General features: G+C 64.7%; 22 protein-coding genes and 1 pseudogene. 11 read left to right on the top strand and 12 right to left on the bottom strand.

Going from position 1 to position 24,563, the window contains the following annotated elements; all coding sequences use genetic code 11:
• Window positions 1–100 precede the first annotated feature (100 nt).
• The 3 genes and pseudogenes from EJ078_RS04050 (at window position 101) to EJ078_RS04060 (ending at window position 2,674) form a co-directional block, all read left to right on the top strand.
• Window positions 101–1,500, top strand: a pseudogene (locus EJ078_RS04050) (sensor histidine kinase).
• Window positions 1,497–2,141 (top strand): response regulator transcription factor, encoded by a 645-nt coding sequence (locus tag EJ078_RS04055; RefSeq protein WP_066992920.1) that lies wholly within the window; start codon window positions 1,497–1,499, stop codon window positions 2,139–2,141. The pseudogene EJ078_RS04050 and the gene EJ078_RS04055 overlap by 4 nt, the downstream one beginning before the upstream one ends.
• 245 nt (window positions 2,142–2,386) lie before the next feature.
• Entirely contained in the window at window positions 2,387–2,674 is a 288-nt protein-coding gene (locus tag EJ078_RS04060) for a hypothetical protein (RefSeq protein ID WP_208721081.1), read from the top strand.
• Between the two features lie 717 nt (window positions 2,675–3,391).
• Here EJ078_RS04060 and EJ078_RS04065 read toward each other — a convergent pair.
• Window positions 3,392–3,898: a hypothetical protein gene (locus tag EJ078_RS04065; RefSeq protein WP_067321952.1), complete on the bottom strand. Its 507-nt coding sequence runs from the start codon at window positions 3,896–3,898 to the stop codon at window positions 3,392–3,394.
• Between the two features lie 311 nt (window positions 3,899–4,209).
• Entirely contained in the window at window positions 4,210–5,097 is an 888-nt protein-coding gene (locus EJ078_RS04070) for a DMT family transporter (protein WP_127216810.1), read from the bottom strand.
• Window positions 5,098–5,679: 582 nt separating this feature from the next.
• Between EJ078_RS04070 and EJ078_RS04075 the strand changes: the two genes are divergently transcribed.
• The 4 genes from EJ078_RS04075 to EJ078_RS04090 all read left to right on the top strand — a co-directional run bounded on the left by EJ078_RS04075 (window position 5,680) and on the right by EJ078_RS04090 (window position 10,850).
• Window positions 5,680–6,831 carry an acyltransferase gene (locus EJ078_RS04075; RefSeq protein WP_127216811.1) on the top strand — a complete coding sequence of 384 codons (1,152 nt, stop codon included), beginning with the start codon at window positions 5,680–5,682 and terminating at the stop codon, window positions 6,829–6,831.
• On the top strand, window positions 6,828–7,943 hold the full coding sequence (locus tag EJ078_RS04080) for a glycosyltransferase family 2 protein (protein ID WP_245459101.1): 1,116 nt from the start codon (window positions 6,828–6,830) through the stop codon (window positions 7,941–7,943). Before EJ078_RS04075 ends, EJ078_RS04080 begins: the two co-directional genes overlap by 4 nt.
• A 112-nt stretch (window positions 7,944–8,055) precedes the next feature.
• Window positions 8,056–9,081, top strand: a complete 1,026-nt coding sequence (locus tag EJ078_RS04085; RefSeq protein ID WP_127403263.1) for a glycosyltransferase — start codon at window positions 8,056–8,058, stop codon at window positions 9,079–9,081.
• Window positions 9,078–10,850, top strand: coding sequence for an ABC transporter ATP-binding protein (locus EJ078_RS04090; RefSeq protein WP_245457256.1), 1,773 nt, complete (start codon window positions 9,078–9,080; stop codon window positions 10,848–10,850). Before EJ078_RS04085 ends, EJ078_RS04090 begins: the two co-directional genes overlap by 4 nt.
• A 221-nt stretch (window positions 10,851–11,071) precedes the next feature.
• On the opposite strand, the gene minE is transcribed toward EJ078_RS04090, so the two are convergent.
• The 3 genes from minE to minC all read right to left on the bottom strand — a co-directional run bounded on the left by minE (window position 11,072) and on the right by minC (window position 13,128).
• Window positions 11,072–11,344, bottom strand: a complete 273-nt coding sequence (gene minE / locus EJ078_RS04095) for a cell division topological specificity factor MinE (protein ID WP_042638296.1) — start codon at window positions 11,342–11,344, stop codon at window positions 11,072–11,074.
• Window positions 11,341–12,156 carry a septum site-determining protein MinD gene (gene minD, locus EJ078_RS04100; protein WP_067321964.1) on the bottom strand — a complete coding sequence of 272 codons (816 nt, stop codon included), beginning with the start codon at window positions 12,154–12,156 and terminating at the stop codon, window positions 11,341–11,343. The genes minE and minD overlap by 4 nt, the downstream gene beginning before the upstream one ends.
• 108 nt (window positions 12,157–12,264) lie before the next feature.
• Window positions 12,265–13,128: a septum site-determining protein MinC gene (gene minC, locus EJ078_RS04105; protein ID WP_066992899.1), complete on the bottom strand. Its 864-nt coding sequence runs from the start codon at window positions 13,126–13,128 to the stop codon at window positions 12,265–12,267.
• 553 nt (window positions 13,129–13,681) lie between these two features.
• Here minC and EJ078_RS04110 point away from each other — a divergent pair.
• Window positions 13,682–13,891, top strand: a complete 210-nt coding sequence (locus EJ078_RS04110; protein WP_066992896.1) for a cold-shock protein — start codon at window positions 13,682–13,684, stop codon at window positions 13,889–13,891.
• A gap of 219 nt (window positions 13,892–14,110) precedes the next feature.
• Window positions 14,111–14,299, top strand: a complete 189-nt coding sequence (locus EJ078_RS04115) for a hypothetical protein (protein ID WP_066992893.1) — start codon at window positions 14,111–14,113, stop codon at window positions 14,297–14,299.
• Between the two features lie 93 nt (window positions 14,300–14,392).
• Here EJ078_RS04115 and EJ078_RS04120 read toward each other — a convergent pair whose 3' ends face one another.
• The 4 genes from EJ078_RS04120 to EJ078_RS04135 all read right to left on the bottom strand — a co-directional run bounded on the left by EJ078_RS04120 (window position 14,393) and on the right by EJ078_RS04135 (window position 18,299).
• Window positions 14,393–15,913, bottom strand: a complete 1,521-nt coding sequence (locus EJ078_RS04120) for an FAD-dependent oxidoreductase (RefSeq protein ID WP_127217276.1) — start codon at window positions 15,911–15,913, stop codon at window positions 14,393–14,395.
• A 90-nt stretch (window positions 15,914–16,003) separates the two neighbouring features.
• Window positions 16,004–16,876, bottom strand: a complete 873-nt coding sequence (locus EJ078_RS04125; protein WP_208721082.1) for a ferritin-like domain-containing protein — start codon at window positions 16,874–16,876, stop codon at window positions 16,004–16,006.
• A gap of 305 nt (window positions 16,877–17,181) precedes the next feature.
• Window positions 17,182–17,607 (bottom strand): globin family protein, encoded by a 426-nt coding sequence (locus EJ078_RS04130; RefSeq protein ID WP_127403262.1) that lies wholly within the window; start codon window positions 17,605–17,607, stop codon window positions 17,182–17,184.
• A gap of 83 nt (window positions 17,608–17,690) precedes the next feature.
• Window positions 17,691–18,299, bottom strand: coding sequence for a TetR/AcrR family transcriptional regulator (locus tag EJ078_RS04135; protein ID WP_164750671.1), 609 nt, complete (start codon window positions 18,297–18,299; stop codon window positions 17,691–17,693).
• Between the two features lie 207 nt (window positions 18,300–18,506).
• Between EJ078_RS04135 and EJ078_RS04140 the strand changes: the two genes are divergently transcribed.
• Window positions 18,507–19,631 carry an alpha-hydroxy acid oxidase gene (locus EJ078_RS04140; RefSeq protein ID WP_164750672.1) on the top strand — a complete coding sequence of 375 codons (1,125 nt, stop codon included), beginning with the start codon at window positions 18,507–18,509 and terminating at the stop codon, window positions 19,629–19,631.
• A 151-nt stretch (window positions 19,632–19,782) separates the two neighbouring features.
• Here the strand turns inward: EJ078_RS04140 and EJ078_RS04145 are convergent, their stop codons facing one another.
• Entirely contained in the window at window positions 19,783–20,619 is an 837-nt protein-coding gene (locus EJ078_RS04145; RefSeq protein ID WP_127217060.1) for a BA14K family protein, read from the bottom strand.
• A gap of 78 nt (window positions 20,620–20,697) precedes the next feature.
• Window positions 20,698–21,804, bottom strand: coding sequence for a KamA family radical SAM protein (locus EJ078_RS04150; protein ID WP_127217061.1), 1,107 nt, complete (start codon window positions 21,802–21,804; stop codon window positions 20,698–20,700).
• A gap of 183 nt (window positions 21,805–21,987) precedes the next feature.
• Between EJ078_RS04150 and EJ078_RS04155 the strand changes: the two genes are divergently transcribed.
• Complete coding sequence (locus tag EJ078_RS04155; protein ID WP_127403260.1) at window positions 21,988–22,923, top strand: hypothetical protein; 936 nt, start codon at window positions 21,988–21,990, stop codon at window positions 22,921–22,923.
• A gap of 66 nt (window positions 22,924–22,989) precedes the next feature.
• Here EJ078_RS04155 and EJ078_RS04160 read toward each other — a convergent pair whose 3' ends face one another.
• Complete coding sequence (locus tag EJ078_RS04160) at window positions 22,990–24,546, bottom strand: serine hydrolase (RefSeq protein WP_127217395.1); 1,557 nt, start codon at window positions 24,544–24,546, stop codon at window positions 22,990–22,992.
• Between the last annotated feature and the right edge of the window lie 17 nt (window positions 24,547–24,563).

A 24,563-nucleotide genomic window follows, 5' to 3' on the forward strand; every position in this document is an offset into this window, starting at 1 on the left:
CCGCGCTGTTAACCGCTCGCCTGAAGGCCGGACCAAGGTCGGTGTCGCAATTGCCGCGGCTGGCCTATACTCTTTGTCCGTGGTGGGGTGAATCGCGCGAATGCTCAGGGAGACCTTGAAGCGACTTGTGCAAATCTGGAGCGGGCTGTCGCTGGCCTGGCAGTTTGTGATTGCCGGCGGCATCGGGCTTTTGGCGGTGATGCTCGTGGTTGGCCTCTGGGTGACGTCGCAAATCCGCGAAGGCGTGATGCACAACTCCGCCACCACGACGGCGCTCTATGTCGACAGCGTGATCGCGCCGCTGCTGCCGGACCTGCGCAAGAGCCGCGAGCTCGACGACACGGTCAAACGGGCGCTGGACGAGACGCTCGGCCAGGGCGCGCTCGGCAAGAGGCTAGTGTCATTCAAGCTGTGGCGGCGCGACGGCACGGTGCTTTACGCCGATAACTCGAAGCTGATCGGCAAGACGTTTCCGCCCAACCCCAATCTGATCTCGGCCTTTGCCGGCAATGTCGTGGCGGAATTCAACAACCTCGCCGACGATCCTGAGACCAGCGAAGAGAAAGCGGTGACCGCGCCGTTGTTCGAGATCTACAACCCCGTGCGCGAACCCTGGTCGGGCGAAGTGGTGGCGGTGTCGGAATTCTACGAAGTCGCCGACGATTTCCAGGAGACGCTGAATTCAGCACTCAGATGGACCTGGCTGGTGGTGGCCGGCGCCACCGCCGCCTCGCTGGCGCTGCTGTCGGGCATCGTGTTTCGCGGCAGCCGCACCATCCAGACGCAGCGTGCCGCGCTGGAAGCCAAGGTCAGCGAGTTGCAGGAGGCGCTGGCGCAGAACTCGTCGCTACGCCAACGCGTGCAGCGCGCCTCGCGGCGAGCCACTGCCATCAACGAACGCTACCTGAGGCGCATCGGCGCCGACCTGCATGACGGCCCGGCGCAGCTGGTGGCACTTGCCGCGCTCAGAATGGACAGTCCGGTGCTGGTCGACCCCGCCACGCCCAAACCGCAGCGCGAGGCGGAAATCGCCGGCATCCATAAGACGCTGGGCGAAGCGATGAGCGAGATACGCGGCATCTGCAACGGCCTGGTGCTGCCGCAGATCGAGACGCAGGCGGTGGCCGACATATTGCGGCTGGCGGTCGCCGAGCATGAGCGCCGCACCGACACCAAAGTGCTGCTGACGCTGCCAGAGCGCTTGCCGGAACTCGGCACCTCAGAGAAGATCAGCATCTATCGTTTCGTGCAGGAAGGACTGAACAACGCCTTCCGGCACGGCAAGGGCAAGGGCCAGCAGGTGAGAGCCACGATGAAGGGCGGCAAGCTTTTGGTCGAGGTGCAGGACACCGGCCCGGGCTTCAATCCTGCGCGAAGCGAAGGCCTCGGGCTCGCCGGTCTCAGGGAGCGTATCGAAAGCATTGGCGGGCAATTCGAGACGCTTTCGGGCCGGGGGGAACGAGACTGGTAATCACATTGTCTGTCGAGGAGCAGCCGTGACCGCACCCATCCGCATCGCTATTGTCGACGACCATCCGCTGTTTCGTGAGGGCGTGGCGCGCAGCCTCGGCGAGATCGGCGGCTTCGAGCTTGTCGGCGAAGGCGCCAGCGCCGAGGACGCCGAAAAGCTGGTCCGCGCCAGCGCGCCCGACGTGCTGCTGCTCGACATCAGCATGCCCGGCGGCGGCCTCAATGCGCTGGCCAGCATCCTTTCGGCGGCGCCTGAGCAAAAGATCGTCATGCTCACCGTGTCCGAGACCAATGCCGATGTCGCCCAGGCGCTGAAGGCGGGCGCGCGGGGCTATGTGCTGAAGGGCGTCGGCTCCAAGTCGCTGGCCGAGATCCTGCGCGACGTCGCCAACGGCCAGAGCTACGTTTCGCCGACGCTTTCGGCCCGGCTGCTGTCGGATCTCTTGCAGCCCACCAGCCGCAAGCCCGACCCGCTCAGCCAGCTCACCGGCCGCGAGGCCGAGATCCTGGGGCTGGTGGCGGAGGGCCTGAGCAACAAGGAGGTCGCGATGCGGCTGTCGCTGCAGGAAAAGACGGTCAAGCACCACATGACCCGAGTGCTCGCCAAGCTCAACGTGCGCAATCGGACGGAGGCGGCGCTGCTGATGCATGAAGCGAGAGAGAGGAATTAGTGAATAGTGGAAAGTACAGTGAATGGTGAAGCGTCGGCGCGTTCCCATTCGGTGAAGTGCGTTTCGTTGATTACTGTTCCCTATTCACCATTCACCGTCACTTCAAAAGCAAATCACCCCCGCCTCTGAAGGCGGGGGTGACATGCGAAGGCGCGGGAAAAGGGGGTAGCTTCTCTCGGCCCTCACAAGCCTAGCAGACGGGCCAGATCCTTCTCGGTCGCCCGGCGCTCGACGATGGTGCGGCCTTGCGCATCGCTCATCTCGAAGCGTCCGTTCTCGATCTCTTCCTTCATGCCGTTGCGGTGGATGATGGTGATCCTGTTGCCGTCGATCTCGATTATGTCGCCCGTCGCCGCATTGACACGGCTGGCGGCCTTGCCGCCGGGGCTGGTGTTGCCTTTGCCGCTGTTGTTGCCAGGACCGGCATTGGCATTGCCGCCACCGGCATTGCTGTTGCCAGAATTGCCGCCAGCGTTTCCGCCGCCGCTGTTGCCCCGCCGCCATTGCCGTTGCCGCCGCCGTTGTCGGCATAAGCGGTGGCCACCAGAAGCTTGGCGAGGCTATTGGACGTGAAATGACCAGGCGCGGCAAAAAGCGCCAGCGCGGCCGCGGCGCGCAGCGTAAGGCGGACAAACCTTTTTGAGGCGGGTTCGCGCATGCCGTCCTTGGTTCATGCCGGTTCCGCCTCGGCCCTGCCGAAGTTCCGCTCTCAGCCCGCCAAGGCGGAACCGGTGTCTTGACCAGACAAGATTCACGCTTTGGTAAGGTTACGGAAGCGGCCCACGACCCATGCCATGTCCGGTCGGACCTTTTTGCAGTCACTTGGGGACCATTGTCGCACCAGCCGGGAACACAACTGGAAGCTGCGACTGCCGTCGCGTTAACCAAATCGCTTGGAAAGCGGCCAGCAATTCATTATGACTGTCGCACGCGAGAACGGCGCGGACACTCAACGAACCGCGGCATGCTACGGCGCATGCGCCCTCCTGGACGAAAAAGCGCCGTAACCTTTGGTTTGCGCATGAAATGTTTCCCCGGACTGCGGGGGCATGCGCCAAGAGCCCGCCTTATCCGGCAGCCGTCTCAAGGGCCCCAAAAAAGTACCCCCGCCAAAAGGCGGGGGCAAGGTGAGCAGCGGGAGTTCTGTCGTAAGACGATCAGGACCGAAGAGACGAAGCAAAAGGTGGCAACCTGATTTTGCAGCGCTGGCTTTTGGCCCCTTAAGATCTAATCCAGATAGAACCTCGCTCTCACAAACTCTTTAGGCGATCGAGATCGGCCACTGTGGCCTTGCGCTCGACGATGGTGCGACCAAACTTGTCCTCCATCCTGAAACGGCCGTTCTCGATGCTCTCCTTCATTCCGTTCCGGTGCGTGACCTGGATGCTATTGGCACTGACCTCGACCTTGTCGCCGGTCGCCGCATTCACATGATCATCGACATCGCCGGTTGCTGCAGTGTTCGTTGCGCCCTTGCTGTTGCCGCTGTTTCCGTTTCCGTTGTTACCGCCCGAGTTGCTGTTTCCGCTGTTGCCGCCCGAGTTGCCGTTCCCGTTCCCGCTGTTGCCGCCGCCGCTGCCGTTACCGTTGCCGCCGCCGCTGTTCCCACCGCCATTGCCGTTTCCATTGCCGCCTTTGCCGGCATAGGCCTTGGCCACGACAGGACCGTCGAAGGAGAGATGAAAAGGCGCGACAACAAGCGCCAGCGCAACGAGCGCCCGCAAGACATGCCTGCAGCCCATGCGCGATACGCGCATCCCAATCTCCCCTTGCCAGCCATCCGACCCTTCGGCCGAACTACCCCACCGGCAATGTCGCAACATCAGCATCCCCAATCAACCCGTCGTGGGGAAGTGGCCCACGACCCTTGTCTTGCTTTTTAAGACCTTTTTCGCAGCGATGTCGGACCTAAGTCCTATCTCAACCACCAGATGTGATCGGGCCCGGCTGCGTGCACGGCTTTTTCTGGCGTGGATACCCGCGTGCACGGCTTCGCGCAACGCGCTACGAGTGGTTGTTCTATGCTCTCCCAAAACCGCCGCGCCCTCAGGCGATATGGCATTGATCCTTAACAGGGTGACGGAACCGGCGCTCTCGCCGTTACGGCCGCGCCGAACGCGGCGGCAATCACGGCGCCAATACCGGCGCACTGCAAAACGCTCAAGCTCTCGTGCAGGAAGAGAAACCCGGTCAGCGCGGCGCCTGCGGGTTCTAGGCAGACGATCATGCCATAGACTTTCGCCGGCATTCTGGCGAGCACCATCATCTCCAGCCAGAAGGGCAGCGCGCTGGAGAACAGCCCGACGACGACCGCGGCCGCCATGACATGCGAGTCGGTGAGATAAGGTTCGGCTGCGGTGAAGCCAAAAGGCAGCGCGACGAGCGCGGCGATCGCCATGCCATAGGCCGAGGTGCGGGCGCCAAGCTCGGCGCCGGCCTTCTGCGCACAGATGATATAGAGCCCCCAGCAGGCGCCGGCGGCAAGCGCAAGCAGCACGCCGATTGGATCGAGCCCGCGGCTGATATCGGCGAACGGCGAGAGCAGCACGATGCCGGCGACCGCAAGCACCACCCAGACGAGGTCGAGAAGGCGCCGCGAGCCGAGTGTGGCGACAAAAAGCGGGCCGGTGAATTCGAGCGCCACGCAGATGCCCAGCGGAATGCGCTCGAGCGCGGCATAGAAGAGCAGGTTCATCACCGAAACGGTGACGCCATAGACGGCGAGCCAAGGCAGACCCTTTCGTGTCGGCAGCACTTTCCATGGCCTGAGCACTGCCGCCAGCATCAGCGCGCCGATGAGGAGTCTCAGCATTGTTGTGCCGTCCGGCCCGAGGACCGGAAACAGGCCCTTGGCGAAGGCCGCGCCAACCTGCACCGAAAGGATGGCACCAAGCAGGCCGAGGACGGGCAAGGCTCCCAGCTGCGCCTGCGGTTTTGCACTCGGCGTCGACGTCACTTCTCCTCCACCCCCCGCGCCCCGGTCCGAGGCGGCGATAGAGACTGGCGTTGCCCCTGTCGTGAGGCAACGGGGGGACCGGATGCTGGGACAGGCCTTTCAAGTCTCGCAACTGGATTGCTGCGCCGCACAAGACTTTGAAATTCAATATGCTTTTCACAACGCGATTTGAATAGTCTTTGGCTAAATGGAGCGTTACTGTCAATATCGCCAAAACACCCGCTACGGTTGTCGCAATGCGTCACAGCATCCGTAGCGATAAATACTTCAAAAATCAGACCAACCGACCATCACCATATAGGACCATAGGCCAAACTTCCCAAGTCAACTGTCGTCTGCAACCCTCCAAATCACAGCTTTATTTCAAACTCGTAAGCATTGTGTGTTGCGCCGCAACATAAGCGGAGACAGATGTTAACCAACATGGGCAGTGGAGGATGCCGCTACGTTGAGCCGAATGGGCAGTCCGCTGACAGCCAAGGACGGCACTCTCGCCCCGGACGGAGATTCGTCGACAGGCGGAGTCGGCGTGCTTTGCAGGTCCAGCGCAGGATCTTACGACGGAGCCTGGGGGCCCCGCCAATGACAGGTCAGCGCGACATCCAGCTTGATGCAGTGCGAGCTGTAGCCGTCACGCTGGTGCTTTACGCGCATTTCCTTGCGCCGAACGGCACCTCCTTCCTCGGCCATCTCGGCGTGCGGCTGTTCTTCGTGCTCTCCGGCTTCCTGATCACCCGGCTTTTGCTTGACGCGCGTGACGGCAACGCATTCGCTTCCGGGCCGGCCCTGCGCGCCTTCTATGCAAGGCGCGTGATCCGAATTTTTCCGCCTTATTTCGCGGTGCTGGCCCTGGTCTGGCTCACCAATCTGGAACAGTCCAGCTCGTCGCTTGCCTGGCATGCGCTTTATCTCTCGAACTTCTGGTATGCGCTGCGCAACGACTGGAACCCCTGGCTGCTCTGCCATTTCTGGAGCCTCAGCATCGAGGAGCAGTTCTATCTCGCTTGGCCGCTGATCGTGCTTCTGGCGCCGCGCCGGCGTATCGAGGCGATCACGATCGGCGTCATCCTCTTCTCGTTCGCGTACCGCTTCTACTGGCCGCTCACCGCCAACCCGGCGCTCGCCCGGGACCTGTTGCCGCCGGCCTCTATGGACGCGCTCGGCTGCGGCGCCCTGCTTGCCGTTCGCCGCGCCAGGAGCGCCGATGTGCCGCGCTGGATGCGGCTCGGCTGGCCGGCTTTCGCGGTCGTTTTCCTGCTCGTCGTCTGGTCCGATCCGGGACCGGCGAACTCGGCATGGGAGTGGGGGCACTGGGCGCTGGTGCAGGTGCTGCCGCTGGTGCCGCTGGTGGCGATCGTCGCCGCCTGCTCCAACGGCCTCGGCGGCAGGCTCGGCAAGCTGGCCGAACTGCCACCGCTGCTTTTCCTCGGCCGCATCAGCTACGGCGTCTATCTCTACCACCCGATCCTTCTCGCCTACGCCGTCAAGGCGCAGCCCTGGATCCCGCTCAACGTCTCGGAGCAAGGGCCTGGCCGCTTCCTTGTCGCAGGTGCCGCCACGCTGCTTGTCGCCTCGCTCTCCTGGGCGCTGTTCGAAAAGCCGCTCAACAGTCTCAAGCGCTATTTCCCCTATGTCGCGCGGTCGCGCGCGGGCATGGCGGGCGAGACAAGCTGGATAGGCCCGCCGGCCAGCGTGTCCGCGCTCGACCTGCAGCGAACCGAGGCGAGGCGATGATGGCGAGCGCCACTCCTCTCATCTCCGTGCTGCTGCCGGTCTACAATGCCGAGCCCTATGTCGGCGCTGCAATCCAATCGATCCTGCGGCAGGACTACAGCCGGCTCGAGATCATCGCGATCGACGACGGTTCGACCGACCGGTCGCTGGAGATCCTCGACCGCTGCCGCAAGGCGGATAGCCGTGTATCCCTTATTTCGCGCGAGAATCGCGGTCTCGTCGCCAGCCTCAATGAGGGGCTGGCGAGCGCGCAAGGCGAATTGGTCGCGCGTATGGACGCCGACGACTTCGCCTATCCCTGGCGGCTGTCGCGCCAGGCGGCGCTGTTTGCAACGCGCCCCGACCTCGGCTTCTGCGGCTCGATCGTCGACATGCTGGTGCGTGGCCGTATTGCGCCTGGCAGGCTCGACCCGGTGTTCCGCCTCGACCTTGCCGCGCTCGCGAAATTCTTCACGATCTTCATGCACCCGACTGTGGTCTACAACCGCCGGGTGATCGGCGAGGCCGACCTTCGTTACGACGCCGCCTACCGGCATGCCGAGGATTTCGACCTCTTCCGCCGGCTCGCCGACCGTTATCCGGCGGCCCTGATGGAGGAGAGCCTGCTGGTCTACCGCGTGCATTCCGGCAGCGTGACCAGCCGGCACGTGAAGGAGATGCGGCGCACACATCTCAGGATCGTGGGCGAAAACCTCGAGCGCGAGGGTCTGACAGACGATACTAAGGACCTGCGCGCGATCGGCGATCAAGTCTCCTTCGCGACGGTGGCCGGGGTAGCAGCCTTCATCCGCGCGCTGGAAGAGCGGATTACCGCGCTGCCCGCGGCGGCGCGCCCGAGCTTCGAGGCCGGCGCGCTCAACCTCTTCTATTTCCTCTACCAGCTCGTCAACGACGAGGAGCAACCCGCGCTGACGCATGAGCTTTTGACGCTTTCCGCGAAATGGAACGCGATCCGCCGCCGCGAGCAATATGCGTTGCGCCCCGGGGCCTGGGCACCGTGGCTCAGCCAGGCTTCGATGTGGGCCGGCAAGCAGGCCGACAGGCTCGCCTACCGCTTCAAATCCACGCCGGCGGCATCGGTGCTGGCGCCTTACAGGATGGAGGCGGCATGAGCAGCTTTGGCCGCGTCCACTCGCCGGCGGTGGAAATCGGCGAAAGCCGGCGCGACAGCCAATCTCCCCTCACAAGCAGGGAGGTCAGCAGCCTCAGCGCTGAGCCCTCTCCATGAACGACGCGCGCCATCCCCTGCCGCGGCACCCGGCCCTGCCCGCGCCTCCCTGGCCCAGGCAGCGGCCGCAGGTCTCCTTCATCGTCTGCACGCGTGACCGCGCGGCGGTGCTTGAAGCCTGCATCGATTCGATCCGTGCCGCCTGTCTTGCGCATCCCGCCTTCGCCGCCGAACTGGTGGTGGTCGACAACGGCTCGCGCGACGGCACGGCGGAATATCTTTCCCGGATCGCCGCGAGCTCCGACATTCCACTTACGGCGATCTCAGAGCCGCGGCCCGGGCTGGCGGCGGCGCGCAATGCGGGGCTGGCGCGGGCGCGCGGGCACGTGCTGGTCTTCAACGACGACGACTGCAGGCTCGACCGCAACTACCTCGCCGACCTCCAACGGCATTATGCAAGCGGTGAGAAATGGCTGATCCGCGGCGGCCGCGTCGAACTCGGCGATGCGCGCGACCTGCCCTTCACCATCAAGCGCTGCGACGAGCGCCAGCGGCTGACGCCCGCCGTGCATCCGGGCGGCTTCGTGCTCGGCTGCAACATGACCATGCATCGCGACGTCGCCGCTCGCATCGGCCCCTTCGACGAACGCTTCGGCGCCGGCGGGCCGCTGCGCTCGGCGGAAGACACCGACTACCTGGTGCGCGCCATGCTCGCCGGCATGGTGGTGGAATATGTGCCCGACATGACGATCTTCCATCACCACGGCCGGCGTGGCCGCAAGGCGATCGATCGGCTGCACCGCGACTATCATTTCGGCAATGGCGCGCTGTGTCTCAAGCATTTCCGCCGCGCGCCATGGCTGCTTCGCCATTTCTATTGGGCGGCACGTGCCGCCACGCGCGAGCTGATCGGCGGCCCGCGCTTCGACCAGGATCTCAGGCTCTCGCACTGGCCGATCGTTTTGATGAACCTCGCGGGCGCGGCGAAATTCATGACGCTCGTGCTGGCGGGGCGGCCCGATCGGCAGCCGCGGCACGCTCAGGAAGCCGCCGAGGCCAGGACGGAGGCCGGCGCGCCATGAGCGGGCACCCGACTCTGGCGATGCTGCGGCGGGCGCTCGGCCGCCGTCAGCTCGGCCTGCTGCCCGTCGTGGTCGCGCTCGGGCTTGCCAGTGCTGCGCTCGAAGGCTTCGGCATCGGGCTGATCATTCCGCTGCTCGGCATCATCATGGGACATGGCGAGGCGACCGGCATGGCCGGACTCTCCGCCCTGCTGCAGAAGGTCGGCGCCGGGCTCGGCGAGCGCGAGCGGCTGATCGCGATTTCGGCCGCGATCCTCGGCTCGATCCTGCTCAAGAACCTGCTTGCCTTCGCCAATGCGGTGCTGACCGCGCATATCTACGGCAAGGCCGGTCAATCGATCCGCGGCGCGCTCGCCGAACGCCTGCTCAGCGTCGGCTATCCGTTCTTCCTGAAGGAGAGCCCAGGGCGGCTGCTCAACATCATCTCCAACGAATCCTGGCGGGCGTCGGACGCCATGCAGGGGGTGCTGGGCGCGATCGTCAGCGCCTCGGCGGCGGTTATCCTGCTTGCCTTCCTGCTGCTCTTATCCTGGCAGATGACGCTGCTGGTGATGCTGGGGCTGGCGCTGGTGCAAGCGGCACATATGGCGCTGTCGGCGCATCTCAAGGGCCCGAGCCGCAGCGTCGCGGCCCGCAACAGCGCTTTAGCCTCGCAGATGCTGCACCTGGTGCATGCCGGCCGTCTCATCCGCATCTTCGGCCAGGAGGCGCGCGAGAAGGCGGCGTTCGAGAAGGCATCGGACAGCGTGCGGCGGGCGGCCTTCACGCTTTCCAACCGCCAGGGCGCGCTGGCGCCGCTCACCGAAGTGCTGCACGCCGTGCTGTTCCTGGCGGTGGTGATCGGCGCCTGGCTTGCCGGCTTGAGCTTCCCGCTGGTCGCCGCCTTCCTCATCCTGCTTTACCGCCTGCAGCCGCATGTGCGCGCGCTGCAGATGACCTGGAGCCAGCTGCAGGGGCTTTCCGGTTCGCTGGAGGAGGTGACCTGGCTGCTCGACCCCGAGGGCAAGCCCGCGCCGCCCACGGGCAGCCGCCCGTTCGCGGGACTCGGCGAGAAGATCGCCTTCGAGGGCGTCAGCTTCAGCTATGCCAATGCGGAGCAGCGCGCGGCGGTGCTGCATGCGGCGAGCTTCGACATCGTGAGCGGCCGCTCGACGGCGCTGATCGGCCGCTCAGGCGCCGGCAAGACGACCATCGTCAACCTGCTCTGCCGCTTCGTCGAGCCTGATGGCGGCCGCATCCTCGTCGACGGCGCGCCGCTCGGCGAGATCGACCCGGCCCAATGGCGGGCGCATATCGCTCTGGCCAGCCAGGAGCTGGAGCTGGTCGACGGCACCATCCTCGACAACATCACCTACGGCAAGGACACGGCCAGCGCGGAAGAGGCGCGCCGCGCGGCCAAGCTCGCCGAGGCGCATGGCTTCATCGAGACGCTGCCGCAGGCCTACCAGACGGTGGTCGGCTATCGCGGCGTCAACCTGTCGGCCGGGCAAAGGCAGCGCATCGCGCTGGCGCGAGCGCTGCTGCGCGACCCCGACATTTTGATCCTCGACGAAGCCACAAATGCGGTGGACGGGCTCTCGGAAGCGGCAATCGTGGAAACGCTGAAATCGCGCGCCGGCCGCCGCACCACGATCGTCATCAGCCATCACCACTCGACCATCGCGTTCTGCGACGACCTGGTGATCCTGGAGCATGGGCGGGTGAAGAAGCAGGCGCCGTTCGCGGAACTGGCGGCGCGCAGCATGGATGAGCTGTACCAGCCGGAGTGAGGGCTTTCTTTGCGAGGGAAGTGGCGAAGGTAGGCGCGAGACACCCCCCTCTGCCCTGCCGGGCATCTCCCCCGCAAGGGGGAGATTGGCAGCTCCGGCTGCCGCGCTCTTCCTGCTCCGTCGGAAGTTGGCGAAAGCGGCGACGACATCTGATCTCCCCCTTGCGGGGGAGATGTCCGGCAGGACAGAGGGGGTGCTGTCCCGCCGGCTCTAAACCAGCTTCACCCCGCCATCGCCAGTGGCGCGGCGCTCTTGTTGGGGATCTGAATGTCGATCTCCAGCGTCGACATGGTGGCGCCGCGATCCATCGAGACCTGGAGATAGTCCTGGTCGATCTGCACATGCTTGGCAATGACGGCCATGATCTCCTCGCGCAGGATGGAGACGAGGTCTGGCTGGCCACGGCTCTGGCGTTCATAGGCGAGCAGCAGCTGCAGCCGCTCGCGCGCCACAGGCGCACTGGTGCGCCGCTTGAAGAGGTCGAGAATGCTCATGCCGCCCTCCTTCCGAGAAGCCGTTCGAGGAAACCCTTGCGCTCGAAGGGGACGACCACCGGCAGGTCCTCGCCCTCCAGGCGCCGTGCCGCTTCGAGGTAGGCCTTGGCGGCGGTGTTGATCGGCTCGCTGAGCGTCACCGGCGCGCCGAGGTTGGAGGCCCTGAGCACATCCTGGCTTTCCGGGATGATGCCGAGCAGCGGCGTCGAAAGGATCTCCAGCACGTCGTCGATCGACAGCATCTCGCCGCGCGAGGCGCGCGTCGCGTCATAGCGCGTGACCAGCACGTGCTTCTGGATCAGCTCGCCCTGCTCGGCCTTCATGGTGCGGGCGTCGAGCAGGCCGATGATGCGGTCGGAATCTCGCACCGACGACACTTCCGGGTTGGTGACGATGACCGCCTCGTCGGCGAAGCGCATGGCAAGCTGGGCGCCGCGCTCGATGCCGGCCGGGCTGTCGCAGAAGACATAGTCGAACACCGAGCGCAGCCGGGCGATGACTTCGGCAACGCCCTCCTCGGTCAGCGCGTCCTTGTCGCGCGTCTGCGAGGCCGGCAGCAGATACAGCGTCTCCAGCCGCTTGTCGCGGATCAGCGCCTGCGACAGTTTTGCGGTGCCCTGGATAACGTTGACGAGGTCGAACACCACGCGGCGCTCGGCGCCCATGATGAGGTCGAGATTGCGCAGGCCGACGTCGAAATCGACCAGCGCAACCTTCTTGCCGGTCTTGGCCACGGCAGCGCCGAGCGCGGCCGTCGAGGTTGTCTTGCCGACGCCCCCCTTGCCCGAGGTGACCACGACTACCTTGCCCATATATCCAGCCTCCGTTGGCGATTTTTATTCTCTGGCCGTGCCGGGCACGGCGGACTCATGAAGGACAATGGCACGCGAAACCGGTCCGAAGCTTGCGCGGCCAAAGACTCAGCCGAGCGGCACCACGCACAGCGCATCGTTTTCGAGGAAGGCCTGCACCGCCTTGCCGCGCGAAACACCTTCCATCTCCTCGGCCGTGGTGTACCAGCCGTCGACGGCGAGCAGCTCGGCCTCATTCTTGCGGCAGAAGATGCGCGCCGATGTGTTGCCTTCCGAGCCGGCGATCGCCCGGCCGCGCAGCGTGCCGTAGACATGGATCGAGCCGCCGGCGACGATTTCCGAGCCGGACGCGACCGAGCCCAGCACGATGACGTCGCCATGCGGATGAAAGACCGACTGCCCCGAGCGGATCGGCGCCTTGATCATCAGCGTGCCGGCGGAAGGCTCGTGCCGTGCAGGTACAGCACCCTGCCCCGACCCGGCCGGTTCCGACTTGGCTGCTTCGGCGGCTCGCGCGTTCTGCGCATCGAGCTTCGCCAGTTCATCCTGCGGCGCCCTCATTTGCCCCGGCTGCACGTCCTCGACCGTAGCCGTCTCGACCGTGATCTCTTCCGCCTTCGCCTTGCGCGCGGCCCTGCCCAGCAGGCCCTCGGCGGTCGCCTCCTTGGCGCCGGCGAGCAGCGGCGGCAAATCGGGGCCGAGCTCGGCGCCCTCGAGCTCGATCGCATAGACGCGGATGCCGCGCCGGGCGAGCGTGCCGACAAGTGCAGCGATCTCCTCCGGGCCCGGCTTCAAAGTATTGAGATCCAACACTACCGGGCGGCCGTTGAAATAGCCCGGCGAGTTGCCGATCCAGTGATCGAGCCCCTCCAGCCACTCGTCGATCGGCGCCTCCGGCGTCAGCGTGAAAGCGACGAAGGAGCGGGCGCGGAAGCGGATGGATTTGTTGTGCAAAGGGGCGGCGAAGGTCACGGCCAGACGAATCCTTACTCAATGGTTAAAGGGTGCCGGGCGAATGGTTAACAAAAGGTTAATTTTGCGGATGGCGGCCGCTGAGGAACTGGCGCAGCTAAGTTTTGTGGCGGGGTGGTCACAGTGCCTGCCGCAGCGTCTATCCAGCACACAATTCGACACATGGCGTGAGCCGGCAAGGAACGCTCAGCGGGGCCTAACGGCCAACAATATGCTCGGCATTTCGGTTCTTGTCGGCGGAGGCACCAAGATCTGTATCTCGGCTCTTTCTTCGGCGCCACGCGGAAGCCCTTCATAGGAGTCGGACGGCGTCGCGCGTCAAGCGAAATTTAGTCGCCGGCAAGCTTTTCAGGACAACGGCGCCGACAATATTATTTCGCCTCGCCTTGTCGCCGCTTCGGTTAAGCGCTATGTTTTTCAAATCGAACTTGTTGAACGAATGTTGTTTCTGCGCCTTGGCGCCCTGACGATCTTCCCTCTCAATTTCGAAGACTGCGACGTTTGGCACGCAGCCAGGCGGCGATGATTTGCGTCGATTTGAAAGGAAAATCGTATGACTACTGGAACCGTGAAGTTTTTCAACGCCACGAAAGGCTTCGGCTTCATCGAGCAGGGCAATGGGCAGCCGGACGTGTTCGTCCACATCTCCGCCGTCGAGCGCGCCGGAATGCGCTCGCTAGCGGAGGGCCAGAAGGTGAGTTTCGACATCGTGAAGAACCAGCGGAACGGCAAAAGCTCGGCGGAGAATATCCAGGCGGGCTGATGCCGTGCATCCATGGCCTTTGACCGCGGATGTACCGGCATTGGCCTTGGAGCACTTTGATCTTGCGGATGTCTTCGTCCCGAAACCGGCTCCCGATTTCGGGCAGCATGTTTTGGGGTTTTACGCATGTCTTCCCCTAACCGGTTTCCGATTTCGGGAGATATGCTTTGGAAGGTCGGGCTTGCCCGGCCTTCTTCGTTTCAAATTGCGAGGTAGACCATGGCCGAAACCAGTGTGTTCAAGCCGAAGGGCGACGCCAAGAGCGAAGCCACCACGAAGACGGCGCGCACGATAATCGAGGGCGAAGCGGCAGCGCGGCAGGCAAAGACGGAACGGCTCCGCGCGGCCAGGCTCGCCCGCGGGCCGGTTGAAGCGGAGCCAAAGAAGAAGCCGGCAAGGCGAAAATAGCGACGGAGGTCTTGGGGAAGTCTACTTCTCCCGACGCGATACGGCTCGAGTTCCCGCGGCTGGGGATCGCCGATCCAATGCCCTCCAGCCGAACTATCCCAAAGGCCGGATGGCCGGGCCGTTGAGGACAGCTCCGTCCGGCGCAAACTGCGAGCCGTGGCAGGGGCAATCCCAGCATTGCTCGGTCGAATTCCAGTGCACGATGCAGCCGAGATGCGTGCAACTGGCCGAATGCCGGTGCAGCTTGCCGTCGCGATCGCGGCACACGGCGAACTTGCTCAAGCCGTCCTGAAGTATGCCGCCTTCGCCGGGCTCGAGGGCGTCGGCCGACTTGACCTCACCGGGCAGCAAATAGCCGGCAAGGTTCTTCACCGTCGTAAGGTTCTCATTGACGTAGTGCGCGAGCGCGGCGGGCGGCGTCCGGTCGGGGGCGTAGACGGCTTCCCAGGAGTTCGATCCGGCCACGATCAGATCGCGGATGAGCAGTCCGGCCAAGGCGCCATGCGTCATGCCCTGGCCGGAGTCGCCGGTGGCGATGAAGACGTTGCCGTTGCCGGGGCTTCGGCCAATGAAGCCGCAAAAGTCGATCGTTTCGAGGACCTGGCCGGACCATCGCGCTCGTTCTCCGCCAAGATCGGGCACCAATGCCCTGATCCAGGCCTCGAGCGCGACAAAGCGCGCCGCGCCGTCATCCGCTTCGCCCGATTTGTGATCGCGGCCGCCGGCTATGAGACAGTCCGTCTTGCCGGGGCCGGGATTGAGGCGGACATAATAATAGGGATCGTCCATATCCCAGTAGAGCGCATCCGGGAGGGTTCCCCTGGCAATGTCGAAAGCCATTGCATAGGTGCGGTAAGGCGCCATCTTGCTGTGGATCTTGACCCAGGTGTTGATCGGGGAATTGGTGGCAAACACTGCGTTCGAAGCCGTTACGGTGGAGCCGCCGTCGCATTTCAGGCGAACCTTGTCCCCCTCCTCGATTTCGGTGACGGCGCTGTCAGCGAATGCCTTGCCGCCTCGTTTCTCGAAATCGGCCAGCAGCGCGCGCAAATATTTCAGCGGGTGGAAGGTCGCCTGGTCTGGATAGCGCAGGATGGGCGCCGATTCATGGCCCTTGAGCGGCACACCCTTGCCATGCTCAGCTTCGGCGCCGATCTTTGCCGCAGCCGCATACTCCTTGTTGCATTCTCTGGCGGCCTCTTTCTCGTCCATCCATGCGGCCGGGAACAGGAAGCCGTCCAGCCGGCGGAAATCGCAGTCGATCTCCAGCGTGGCGACATGGCGTTCGATGCGGTCGACGGCGGCCTGCTGGCTTTCCTGGAATCCGCGCGCCAGAGCCTCGCCGCGCATGTCGATCAGCGCGCTCAAGCCGTCGTCGCAGATGGGTGCCAGATGGGCGGTCGTGCGCGATGTCATGCCGCCGAGCAAGGGGCCGCGATCCACGAGCACCACCCTGCGTCCCGCCAAGGCCAGTTCGTAGGCGATGGAAACGCCGGCGATGCCGGCGCCGATGACGGCTACGTCACAATGCTCATCCTGCTCGACGCGAGGCGCGTTGGGCAAGCTGGTGTCGAGTGTCCAAAAAGATCTGGTCGCTTCGCTGCTGACGTTCATTGCCTGCCTCGTCGAAACGAAATCAGATGCCCGCGCCGAATGCTGCTCGGCGCGGGTTGCAGATCATCGTGACCGGCTCCACCCTAACGGCTAGGTGCTCTGGAGCGTTCCGTTCATCCCGTTCGGGTAAAAGCCGCCCTTGCTCACACCCGACTGATCGGTCAGATAGACGATGCGCAGCACCTCCTGCGGCGTCCTTGTGAAGGCAATCGCATCCGGCGTCGAAGGAACGACGTTGGCCTTGCCGTCGACCTGAATGCCCTGGTCTTTGTCCTCGTTCCCATCGATCTTGTCGCGTGCGTCGGAAACCGCATTCGCGGCCTTCCAGGCCTTTTCGCCCATGCGATAGAGCGACGACCGCGCCATTCCCATGTGATAGGCCTCGACCGCGAGAATTCCAGCCGCGGCAGCGAGGAATTCCTTGTTCTTCAGGACAGTCGCCGCACCGGCGTAGGCCGTCACACCGACGTCCTCGAACAGCATACCGCCGAGCACGAAATTCATCTGATTGCCAAACGCATCGAAATCGTCGCCGAGGCCGGCCGCCTTGGCGACCGCGGCAAAGCCGGCATCGAAATCGATCGCCGGCCGGTCCACCGCGTTCGACGCCAGCGTCTTGCGATAGAACCTGACATGGGCAAGTTCGTTTTCCGCGACCTCGCGCATGAATTCACCGAGCGCGGGCGTATCGAAGGCAACCTTTTTGCCGCCGACGACGTCGCCGGGTTTGGAACCGATGTCCGAGTCCTCGATGCCCTTTCCCGTGGTGCCGCGGAGGTAATATTCGGCCTCCATATATTCCAGGTTGAGCGCGAAGCGGAAAATGTCTTCGTCTTTTATGTCGTCCTGCGCGGCAGCAGACGAAGTCGAAGCAACGCCGGCCGCTGAAGCAAGGGTCGCTCCAAAACCGATTTGCAGTGCCCGGCGGCGACAAACATGAAGTGAAGGCGTGACAGCGGTCATAGCTTCCTCCCGAAGCCCGCCTGTCAACCGGTTTGGCCTCAATGAGCGGGCCAGCCGCCAAACTTCGCAGAAGGCAGAATGTTCCTGAAAGCAGCCGATGTGGCTTTGTCTCGGCGAAGTCTGTGCGACCGTAAAACGGGCCGGTCGCGGTTTTGCGCAGCCAATGGCTCGAGCCCTGTCGCCCAGGTCGGCGCCGGGCTTGCAGGCAGGGCGGCGACGGGCGCCTCGCCGCGACCTCCGGGCCATGAACAAGGCCCAGGAGATCGCCTGCCGCGCTCGGCTTCGCGCTCCAGCCTGACGAGAGCTCAAGCCGCCAGCTCCACCTCACGGGCTGCGGCGATCATGACGCCGGCGAGCAGGCCGTAGGCGGCTTGCCAGGCCTCGCGGACCTGAGGCGTGAAGGCCTCGCCCAGGCCCGCCTCCAGCGTCTCGATCAGCGCCTGGCCGACGATCGGATAATGATGCTCCTCGACGTCATAGCCGACATGGCGCCTGGCGAGATCCTGCACGGCGGGCAGGATGGTCTCGGCGCGGGAAAGGCCATGCACGACGAAGCCCAGCGCCGCCATCAGCTTGGCGCCCTGCCTGCTCATGTCCGTTGCGCGAAACAGCCCCTTGAGGCTGGCGTCGATGGCAAACAGCTTCTCGTAGAACAAGGCCGCGGCCGCCTCCTTGATCGGCACGACCTCGCGAAAACTGTCCTGCACAAGCCTGATCTGGTCGGGTGTCATCGGCGTGCTACTCCGCATTTGCTAGGCTGCAAACATCCGGCGCGAGCGTTTCGCTGGCATGCCGGTTGTGGAGCGGGTGTGTTTCAGGCGTGTGTTGGGCCGGTATCGTGTTGCGGAAACTCCACCTCGGCTACCATCAGCCGCTTCGCCGCATCCGCCGCGGCGCTGCAATAGCTCTGGTCGCCGTGGATCAGGATCATCACCATGGCGCCCTCGATCAGCAGGAATAGCTCGCGGGCCCGCTCCTTCGGCGACGGCACCTTCGCTTCGGCGAGCAGCATTTCCAGATGACGCTCCATCAGCGCCTTGTGCTGGCGCGCGATCACGCGCGCGGGGTGGCCGGACAGGTCGGCAAGCTCGATCGCCAGCCGGGTGAAGCCGGAGCCCGCCCAGCGCGGCTTGGACGACCACTTGACCAGCCCCTCGAAAAGCTTGTCGATCAGCACGTCCGCGCCGCCCGAAAACTCGATGCCGTAATTCTGGAAGTCGGCGAATATACGCTCATGCTGCGAAGCGAGCACGGCGGTCAAGAGCGCGTCCTTGCTGTCGAAATGATAGTAGAGCGTGCGCTTGGTGACGCCGGCGGCATCGGCGATCTCGTCCATGCCAACGCGGAAAAAGCCCCGGCGGCGAAACAGCTTGTAAGCTGCCTGGAGGATCTCGGGCCTGGTCTCGTCGGACGCTCTGGGCATGGGGCGCGCTGCCGTTGCCGTAAGTATACTCGCTAGTGAATTTACATCAGCGGCCACGCGACCTTCAATAATCAGCATTCGCTAATATTTTATGGGAGGACGACGATGGAACGAGCAGTCCCCACCCCACTCGATGTTCGGACGGGCATCGTGACTTTGCCCGACGAGATCAGGGCAACATCGGCGGCGCCGCAACTGCTCAAGGGCATGACCTGCATCGAGGACCTGCGCCGGGCCGCGAGCCGCCGCGTGCCGCGCGTCTTCTTCGACTATGCGGAGTCCGGCTCCTATGCCGAGCAGACGCTGCGCGCCAACCGCGCCGACCTGGAGCGCATCACGCTCAAGCAGCGCGTCCTGGTCGATGTCGAGCAGCGCGACACGGCAACCACGATCCTCGGTGAGAAGGTGTCGCTGCCGATAGCCCTTGCACCGATCGGCCTCGGCGGCATGCAATGGGCCGATGGCGAGATCCTCGCCTGCCGGGCAGCAAAAGCCGCGGGCATTCCCTATACGATGAGCACGATGTCGATCTGCTCGATCGAAGATGTGGCGCAAGCTGTCGGCAAGCCATTCTGGTTCCAGCTCTATGTGATGAAGGATCGCGGCTTCGTGCGCTCGCTCATCGAACGCGCCGACGCCGCGCGCTGCAGCGCGCTGGTACTCACGGTCGACCTGCAAGTGCTGGGCCAGCGCCACGCCGATGTCAGGAACGGGCTTTCGGTGCCGCCGGCGCTCAAACTTCGCACGATCGTCGACATCGCCAGCCGCCCGGCCTGGGCGGCCCGCATGCTTTCGGCCAAACGCTGGACCTTCGGCAACCTCGCCGGCCATGTGAAGGGCGAGGACAGCATCAAGGCGGTGGCGGATTGGGTGGCGCATCAGTTCGACGCGACGCTGAGTTGGAGCGATGTCGACTGGATCAGGAGCATCTGGCCGGGCAAGCTGATCCTCAAGGGCATCCTCAATGTCGACGACGCGCGCAGCGCCAGCAGGGCCGGCGCCGACGCCATTGTGGTGTCCAACCATGGCGGCCGGCAGCTTGACGGCGCGCCGTCAACCATCTCGATGCTGCCGAGGATAGCGGACGCGGTGGGCTCCGATGTCGAGATGCTGTTCGACGGCGGCGTGCGCTCAGGCCAGGATCTGATGCGGGCGCTGGCTCTCGGTGCCCGAGCCTGCCTGGTCGGACGCGCCTATATCTACGGCCTCGGCGCCGGCGGCGAGGCGGGCGTGGCGACGGCAATCGACATTCTGCGCAAGGAGTTGTCCGTCACCATGGCGCTGACCGGGACAACGAGCGTCGCGGAGATTGATGGCCGAGTGCTGAATTGAGCCGATCATCTCCCGTTCGCGGCGGGAAGGTGCCGAAGGGCGGCGCTAACGTTAGCCATTCGATATGCACCCCCCGCTGGTCTACCGACCATCTCCCCCCAAGGGGGGCCTTCAGGAGCCCAGCGTCACTTCGCAGGAACGTGGGCCTGCCCTACTCGCACTGCCGGCGCGGGCCGCCGTCATAGGGCTGGTAAGTGTTGTCCTGCGGATCGTAGGAGCGATAGCGGCTGAAGCAGGAGTCGATATGATCGCCCGACATCTGCGGGCCCAGCAGCCGATCCCTGGGAGGCTGGTCTTCCGGCAAAATCTCTTCCGGCGGGCCGCCATAAGTCGTCGCGTAGCCGTCCCGTGTCGTGGCGTAGCCTTCCACCTCGGCCTGGTCGTCAGTCACCTCGCCTTGATCGTTCATCCAGGGCTGATCGGGTTGGCGCCCGTCGGTCGAGGCTGTGCGATCGCGGCCCGGATCGAAATAGGGCGAGATGCAGGGGCGGATCTCCCCGCTGTAGGAGCGGTAGCTGTTTTCTTGCGGGCGGTAGCTCCGATAGCGGTTGGCGCACCATTCGAGATGCGCGTCGGGCAATCGTGCCTGCTGGGCCGGCGCCTGCTCCGAAGGCTGTTCCGCCGCATCGGCCTGGCCCGTCTGTGAACCATTTGGCGGAGAGACCTCGGGCAACGGCTGCAACTGCCGCGGCGCGGCGGCTTGCGGCGTTGGGAGAGCTGCGGTCTGCGTGGCCGTATCCGCCGCTTTGGCCCCCTCGTCCGCCTTAACGGACACGCCGGCGGCCTGCTGGGCCGGGATGCGCTCGAGATCCTGCTTCGCCGGATCGACGGGCCTGACGTCCTTGGTCCAGAGCTCCGAAACGCCGATCGCCGGCGTTGCCTGGCGCACCGGCTTGGCGGCCAGCAGCCAAGTGGCGAAGGCGAGCCCTGAGGCAAACACGGCCAGGGTCAGCACGAAGCCGCCGACGATTCCCAACAATGCCTTCACGCTGCTCTCCTTCAAGCCCCCGCTATACAATGCGGGGGGCGGGATGGGAGTTCCTCTGCCGCCTCTCGAGATGAGCGACTAGGCGACCACCTCGCGATACTCCCTCACCTTCCCGTCCTGCCCGCGAATCCGCCATGTCTCGCTGTCCCGGCCCTCGATGTGGCTGGGGCCGAGCGGCACCTTGCCGCCGCCATCGGGCAAATCGATGACATAGGTCGGGTTGCAGATGCCGGAGAGGCGCTGGCGCAGATCCGCGGCCAGCGCCTGGCCCTCGACAATCGTGGTGCGGCGGTGCGCCATGCCCGGCGCCAGATCGCCATGGTGAAGATAGTAAGGTTTTACGCCCAACCGATAGATCAGCTCGCGGCAGAGCTCTTCCAGCACCTCGACCTTGTCGTTGACGCCCTTCAAGAGAACGCTCTGGTTAAGCAGAACAAAACCCGCCTGCCGCATGGTCCGGCAGGCCGTTTCGGTGTCCGGCGTGATCTCGCGTGGGTGGTTGAAGTGAGTGACCACCGTCACCATCAGCCTTCCTTGCAGGGCCGCCACAAGGCCGGGCGTGATGCGCGACGGCAGCGCCACCGGCACGCGGGTGTGGATGCGCAGGAGCCGGACATGCGGGATGGCCTCGATGCGGGCGCGGATTTCGGTGAGCGCCTTGTCGGGCAGCGACAGCGGATCGCCGCCGGTCAGGATCACCTCGCGGATCTCGCTATGTTGGTCCATGTAAGCGAGGGCCGGCTCCAGCGCCTCGCGCGTATAGCCGCGGCCAATCGAAGTCAGCGATTCCTTGCGAAAACAGAAGCGGCAATAGACCGCGCATTGATAGGTCGGGAACAAGAGCACGCGGTCGGCATGGCGATGCGTCAGCCTGGGCACCGGGCTGAAGTCGTGATCGCCGATCGGATCGCCGAGCTCGCCCTCGGCAGTGATCAACTCGTCCGGCGACGGGATCACCTGCGCGCGGATCGGATCGTTCGGATCGTTCCAGTCGATCAGGTCGAGATAGGCTTTCGGCACGCGCACCTTGTGGGCGGCGGCGGCTTGCTGCGCAGCGGCGCGCTCGGCCGGTGAGAGCGGCAGGGCTGCGAGGTCGCGCACATGGCGCACGCCGGCACGCACGTCGTCCTGCCAGGCGGCGTCGGGTCCGCGCGCGGCTTCCTTGAGATCGGTATTTGAGGTCATTGGGGTCTCGGTACGAACTTGCGCGGGATATCGGCCGGATGGATGGCCGGGTCAATCGTTTTGGTTGCCGCAGAGCGGTGGAGTGGCGCGCGAGACCGGCCGGGCCTGATGCCCGGCTTGTCTCGTGGCTTTGAGCGCGACGAAATTGGCGCTAATTTGGCGCAGGCTTCGGGGGCGAGACGAATGGATTTCAGCGCAGGCCATGGCTACCTTCTCATCGGTGGGCTCATCCTGGTCGGCGCCGGGCTGCTGATCATTTCGCTCATCGTCAATCTGCGCGTGGCGCACAGCGTGCGCGACGAACTGCGCCATCGCGAAAAGCTGCTGGAATATTATCGCAACATCTTTTCGCAGCTGGGCGTGATCCTGATCGGCATCGGCGTTTCGCTGTTCATCTTCTTCTTCCAGCAGAACTATCAGGACCAGCGCAAGCGCGAGACCGAGCTGCAGCAGGTTCTCGCCAAGCTGGCGGCGCGCGTTGCCCGCGGCGCCCCCGTCATCGAAACGCTGGGCGAGTTCGACGAGATACTGGATGAGGGCGGCGCCTATGTCGGCCCCGAACACGGCGGAAGCAACGCCGCGATCACCGCCAGGGGAACGGAGCTCGCCAAGCAGGTCGAAAAGATCCTGCTGGTCGAACGTGATGTCGATGTTCGAGACTTCGAAATCCTGAACCTGTCGCGCGACCTCGAAGCCACCTTTGTCGTCAACGAGATCGATCCGACGCTGTGGTTCAACATCGTGCGCGACGAGAACGAGATCAAATACGCGACGACGCAGTTAGCCCTCGACTACAAGGACCTGTATGACGCGATCGGCGACGAGGCGGTGGAGGCCGCGGTCGCCAAGCCCGACAAGGAACCGAAGATCAAGCACGAGGTGCTCGACATCCTCTATGACGCCGACCTGCTGCGCCAGCGCAGCAGGCGGTTTCTCGCCCGCGCCTGCTGGCTCTTCAGCAAGGGCAAGAGTTTCGTCGCCCTTGCACCGGTTGATGCGATCGAGACTGACACCAAATCGCAGCAGGAATGGATCGACCGCGCGAAATCGGTGCTGACGCAGACGAAGTCGGGCAGCGGCGACTGCTTCAAGCTGCTCCGCTACGGCCAGGCATCCTGAGCCCGCTGGTCTTTGCTTGATACATGTCGTTCACCCAGAATCGCCGCACGGCTCTGGGTGAAGCGATCAGTCTCCCACCCGCTGCAGCCTGCCCAGATGATTGTCGTCGAGGAACTCGATCGTCATCGCCGAGGCCTTGCCGTCGGGGCCGACGACGAAGCTCACGCCCGCCGGCCGGTCCGGCGTCTCGGCGTCGGGATGGGTCAGGAACAGATCGGCGTCGAAATGCGTCAGCGAATAGGACCGCGCTCCGGCCGGTCCGACCTCGAGCACAAGGCCGTCGCCCGCGCTCGACACGGTCACGCCGCCGATGAAGTCATTGCCGTAGCGGCCGGAATAGGCGCTGGCCGGCCGGGCCGGCCTTGGCGGAGACGGAGGCGCGGCATATTCGGCCTTGGCCGCGGCGATCGCCGGACCCAGCATCCCGGCATAGATTCCGTCCCAGGCCTCGACCCAGTCCTTTTCGACTTTTCCGTCGAAGACCAGATCGGCAAAGCTGTCGGACAACCCTTCCGGGACACCGGTCGGGAAGGCGTTCGTAAGGATAACGATGCCAAGCTTCTCCTGCGGAAACAGCGTCGCCACCGTACGCGCACCGACGCTGAAGGCGCCTGCATGGCCCCAGCTCAGGCCGTGCCGGCCGAAATCAATATTCCAGCCGAGGCCATAGAAAGACTCGCCTCCGGTTACGGGATTGCGGCCGAGCGCCATCTGAGGCAGATGCGTCTGTCGCAGCGCATCGGAAGCAATCAGCGTCCGGCCGGCATAAACCCCGTCGCCGAGCACCAGGCGCATCCATTGCATGAGATCGCGCGCGCTGGAATTCACGCCGCCCGCCGGCGCCTGAGGATCGACATTGCGCTTGACCTTTGCGGCCCAGACGCCGTCGATCTTGACATGCAGCGCGGCGCGATTGGCGCGGCTGACGAAGTCCGCGTGACGGGAGCTGGTCGCGGCCATTCCAAGCGGGCGGTAGAGCTTTTCCTCCGCGACCGTCTCCCAGGGCTTGCCTGTCGGCTTCGCGGCCGCCACGGCACCCTCGGTCAGCCCGAAATTGCTGTAGGAATAGCCGGCGCGAAAGCTCGACGATGGCGACACAAAGCGGAGGCGGCGAAGGATTTCGGCGCGGTCGTAGCCGATGCCCTCAAGGTCGTCTCCGGCAGTGCCGGGAAGGCCGCTGCGATGCGTGAAAAGATCGCGGATGGTGAGTTCGCCGGTGGGATAGGGATCGGCAAGGCGGAAGGCCGGATCGAGATCGGCGATCTTCGAATCCCAGGATACCACCCCGTCGCTGACCAGCGCGGCCACGACGGTAGCCGAGATCGGCTTCGAAAGGGAGGCGATCTGGAACACCGTGTCGGCGTCGACCGGCTCCGGTCTGCCGGCTTCGCGATGCCCGAAACCCTTGAGGAAGATCACCTTGTCGTCATGCACGACGCCGATGGCAAGGCCGGGGACGGCACCATCGGCGACGGCGGCTTGCGCCAGCGCTTCGAGCTTCGGCAAGGCGGCGGCGATGCGCGCGGGCGTGACGGGATCGGCCGATGCCGCGTGCGGCCAAAGCGCCAGTCCGGCGATGAAGGCCAAAACCGTCAAATGACAGAGATCCCGACCAAGCCGCATCGCGCGCTCCCTTCCCT

The organism is Mesorhizobium sp. M1A.F.Ca.IN.022.06.1.1 (assembly GCF_003952605.1).
Classification (GTDB): domain Bacteria; phylum Pseudomonadota; class Alphaproteobacteria; order Rhizobiales; family Rhizobiaceae; genus Mesorhizobium.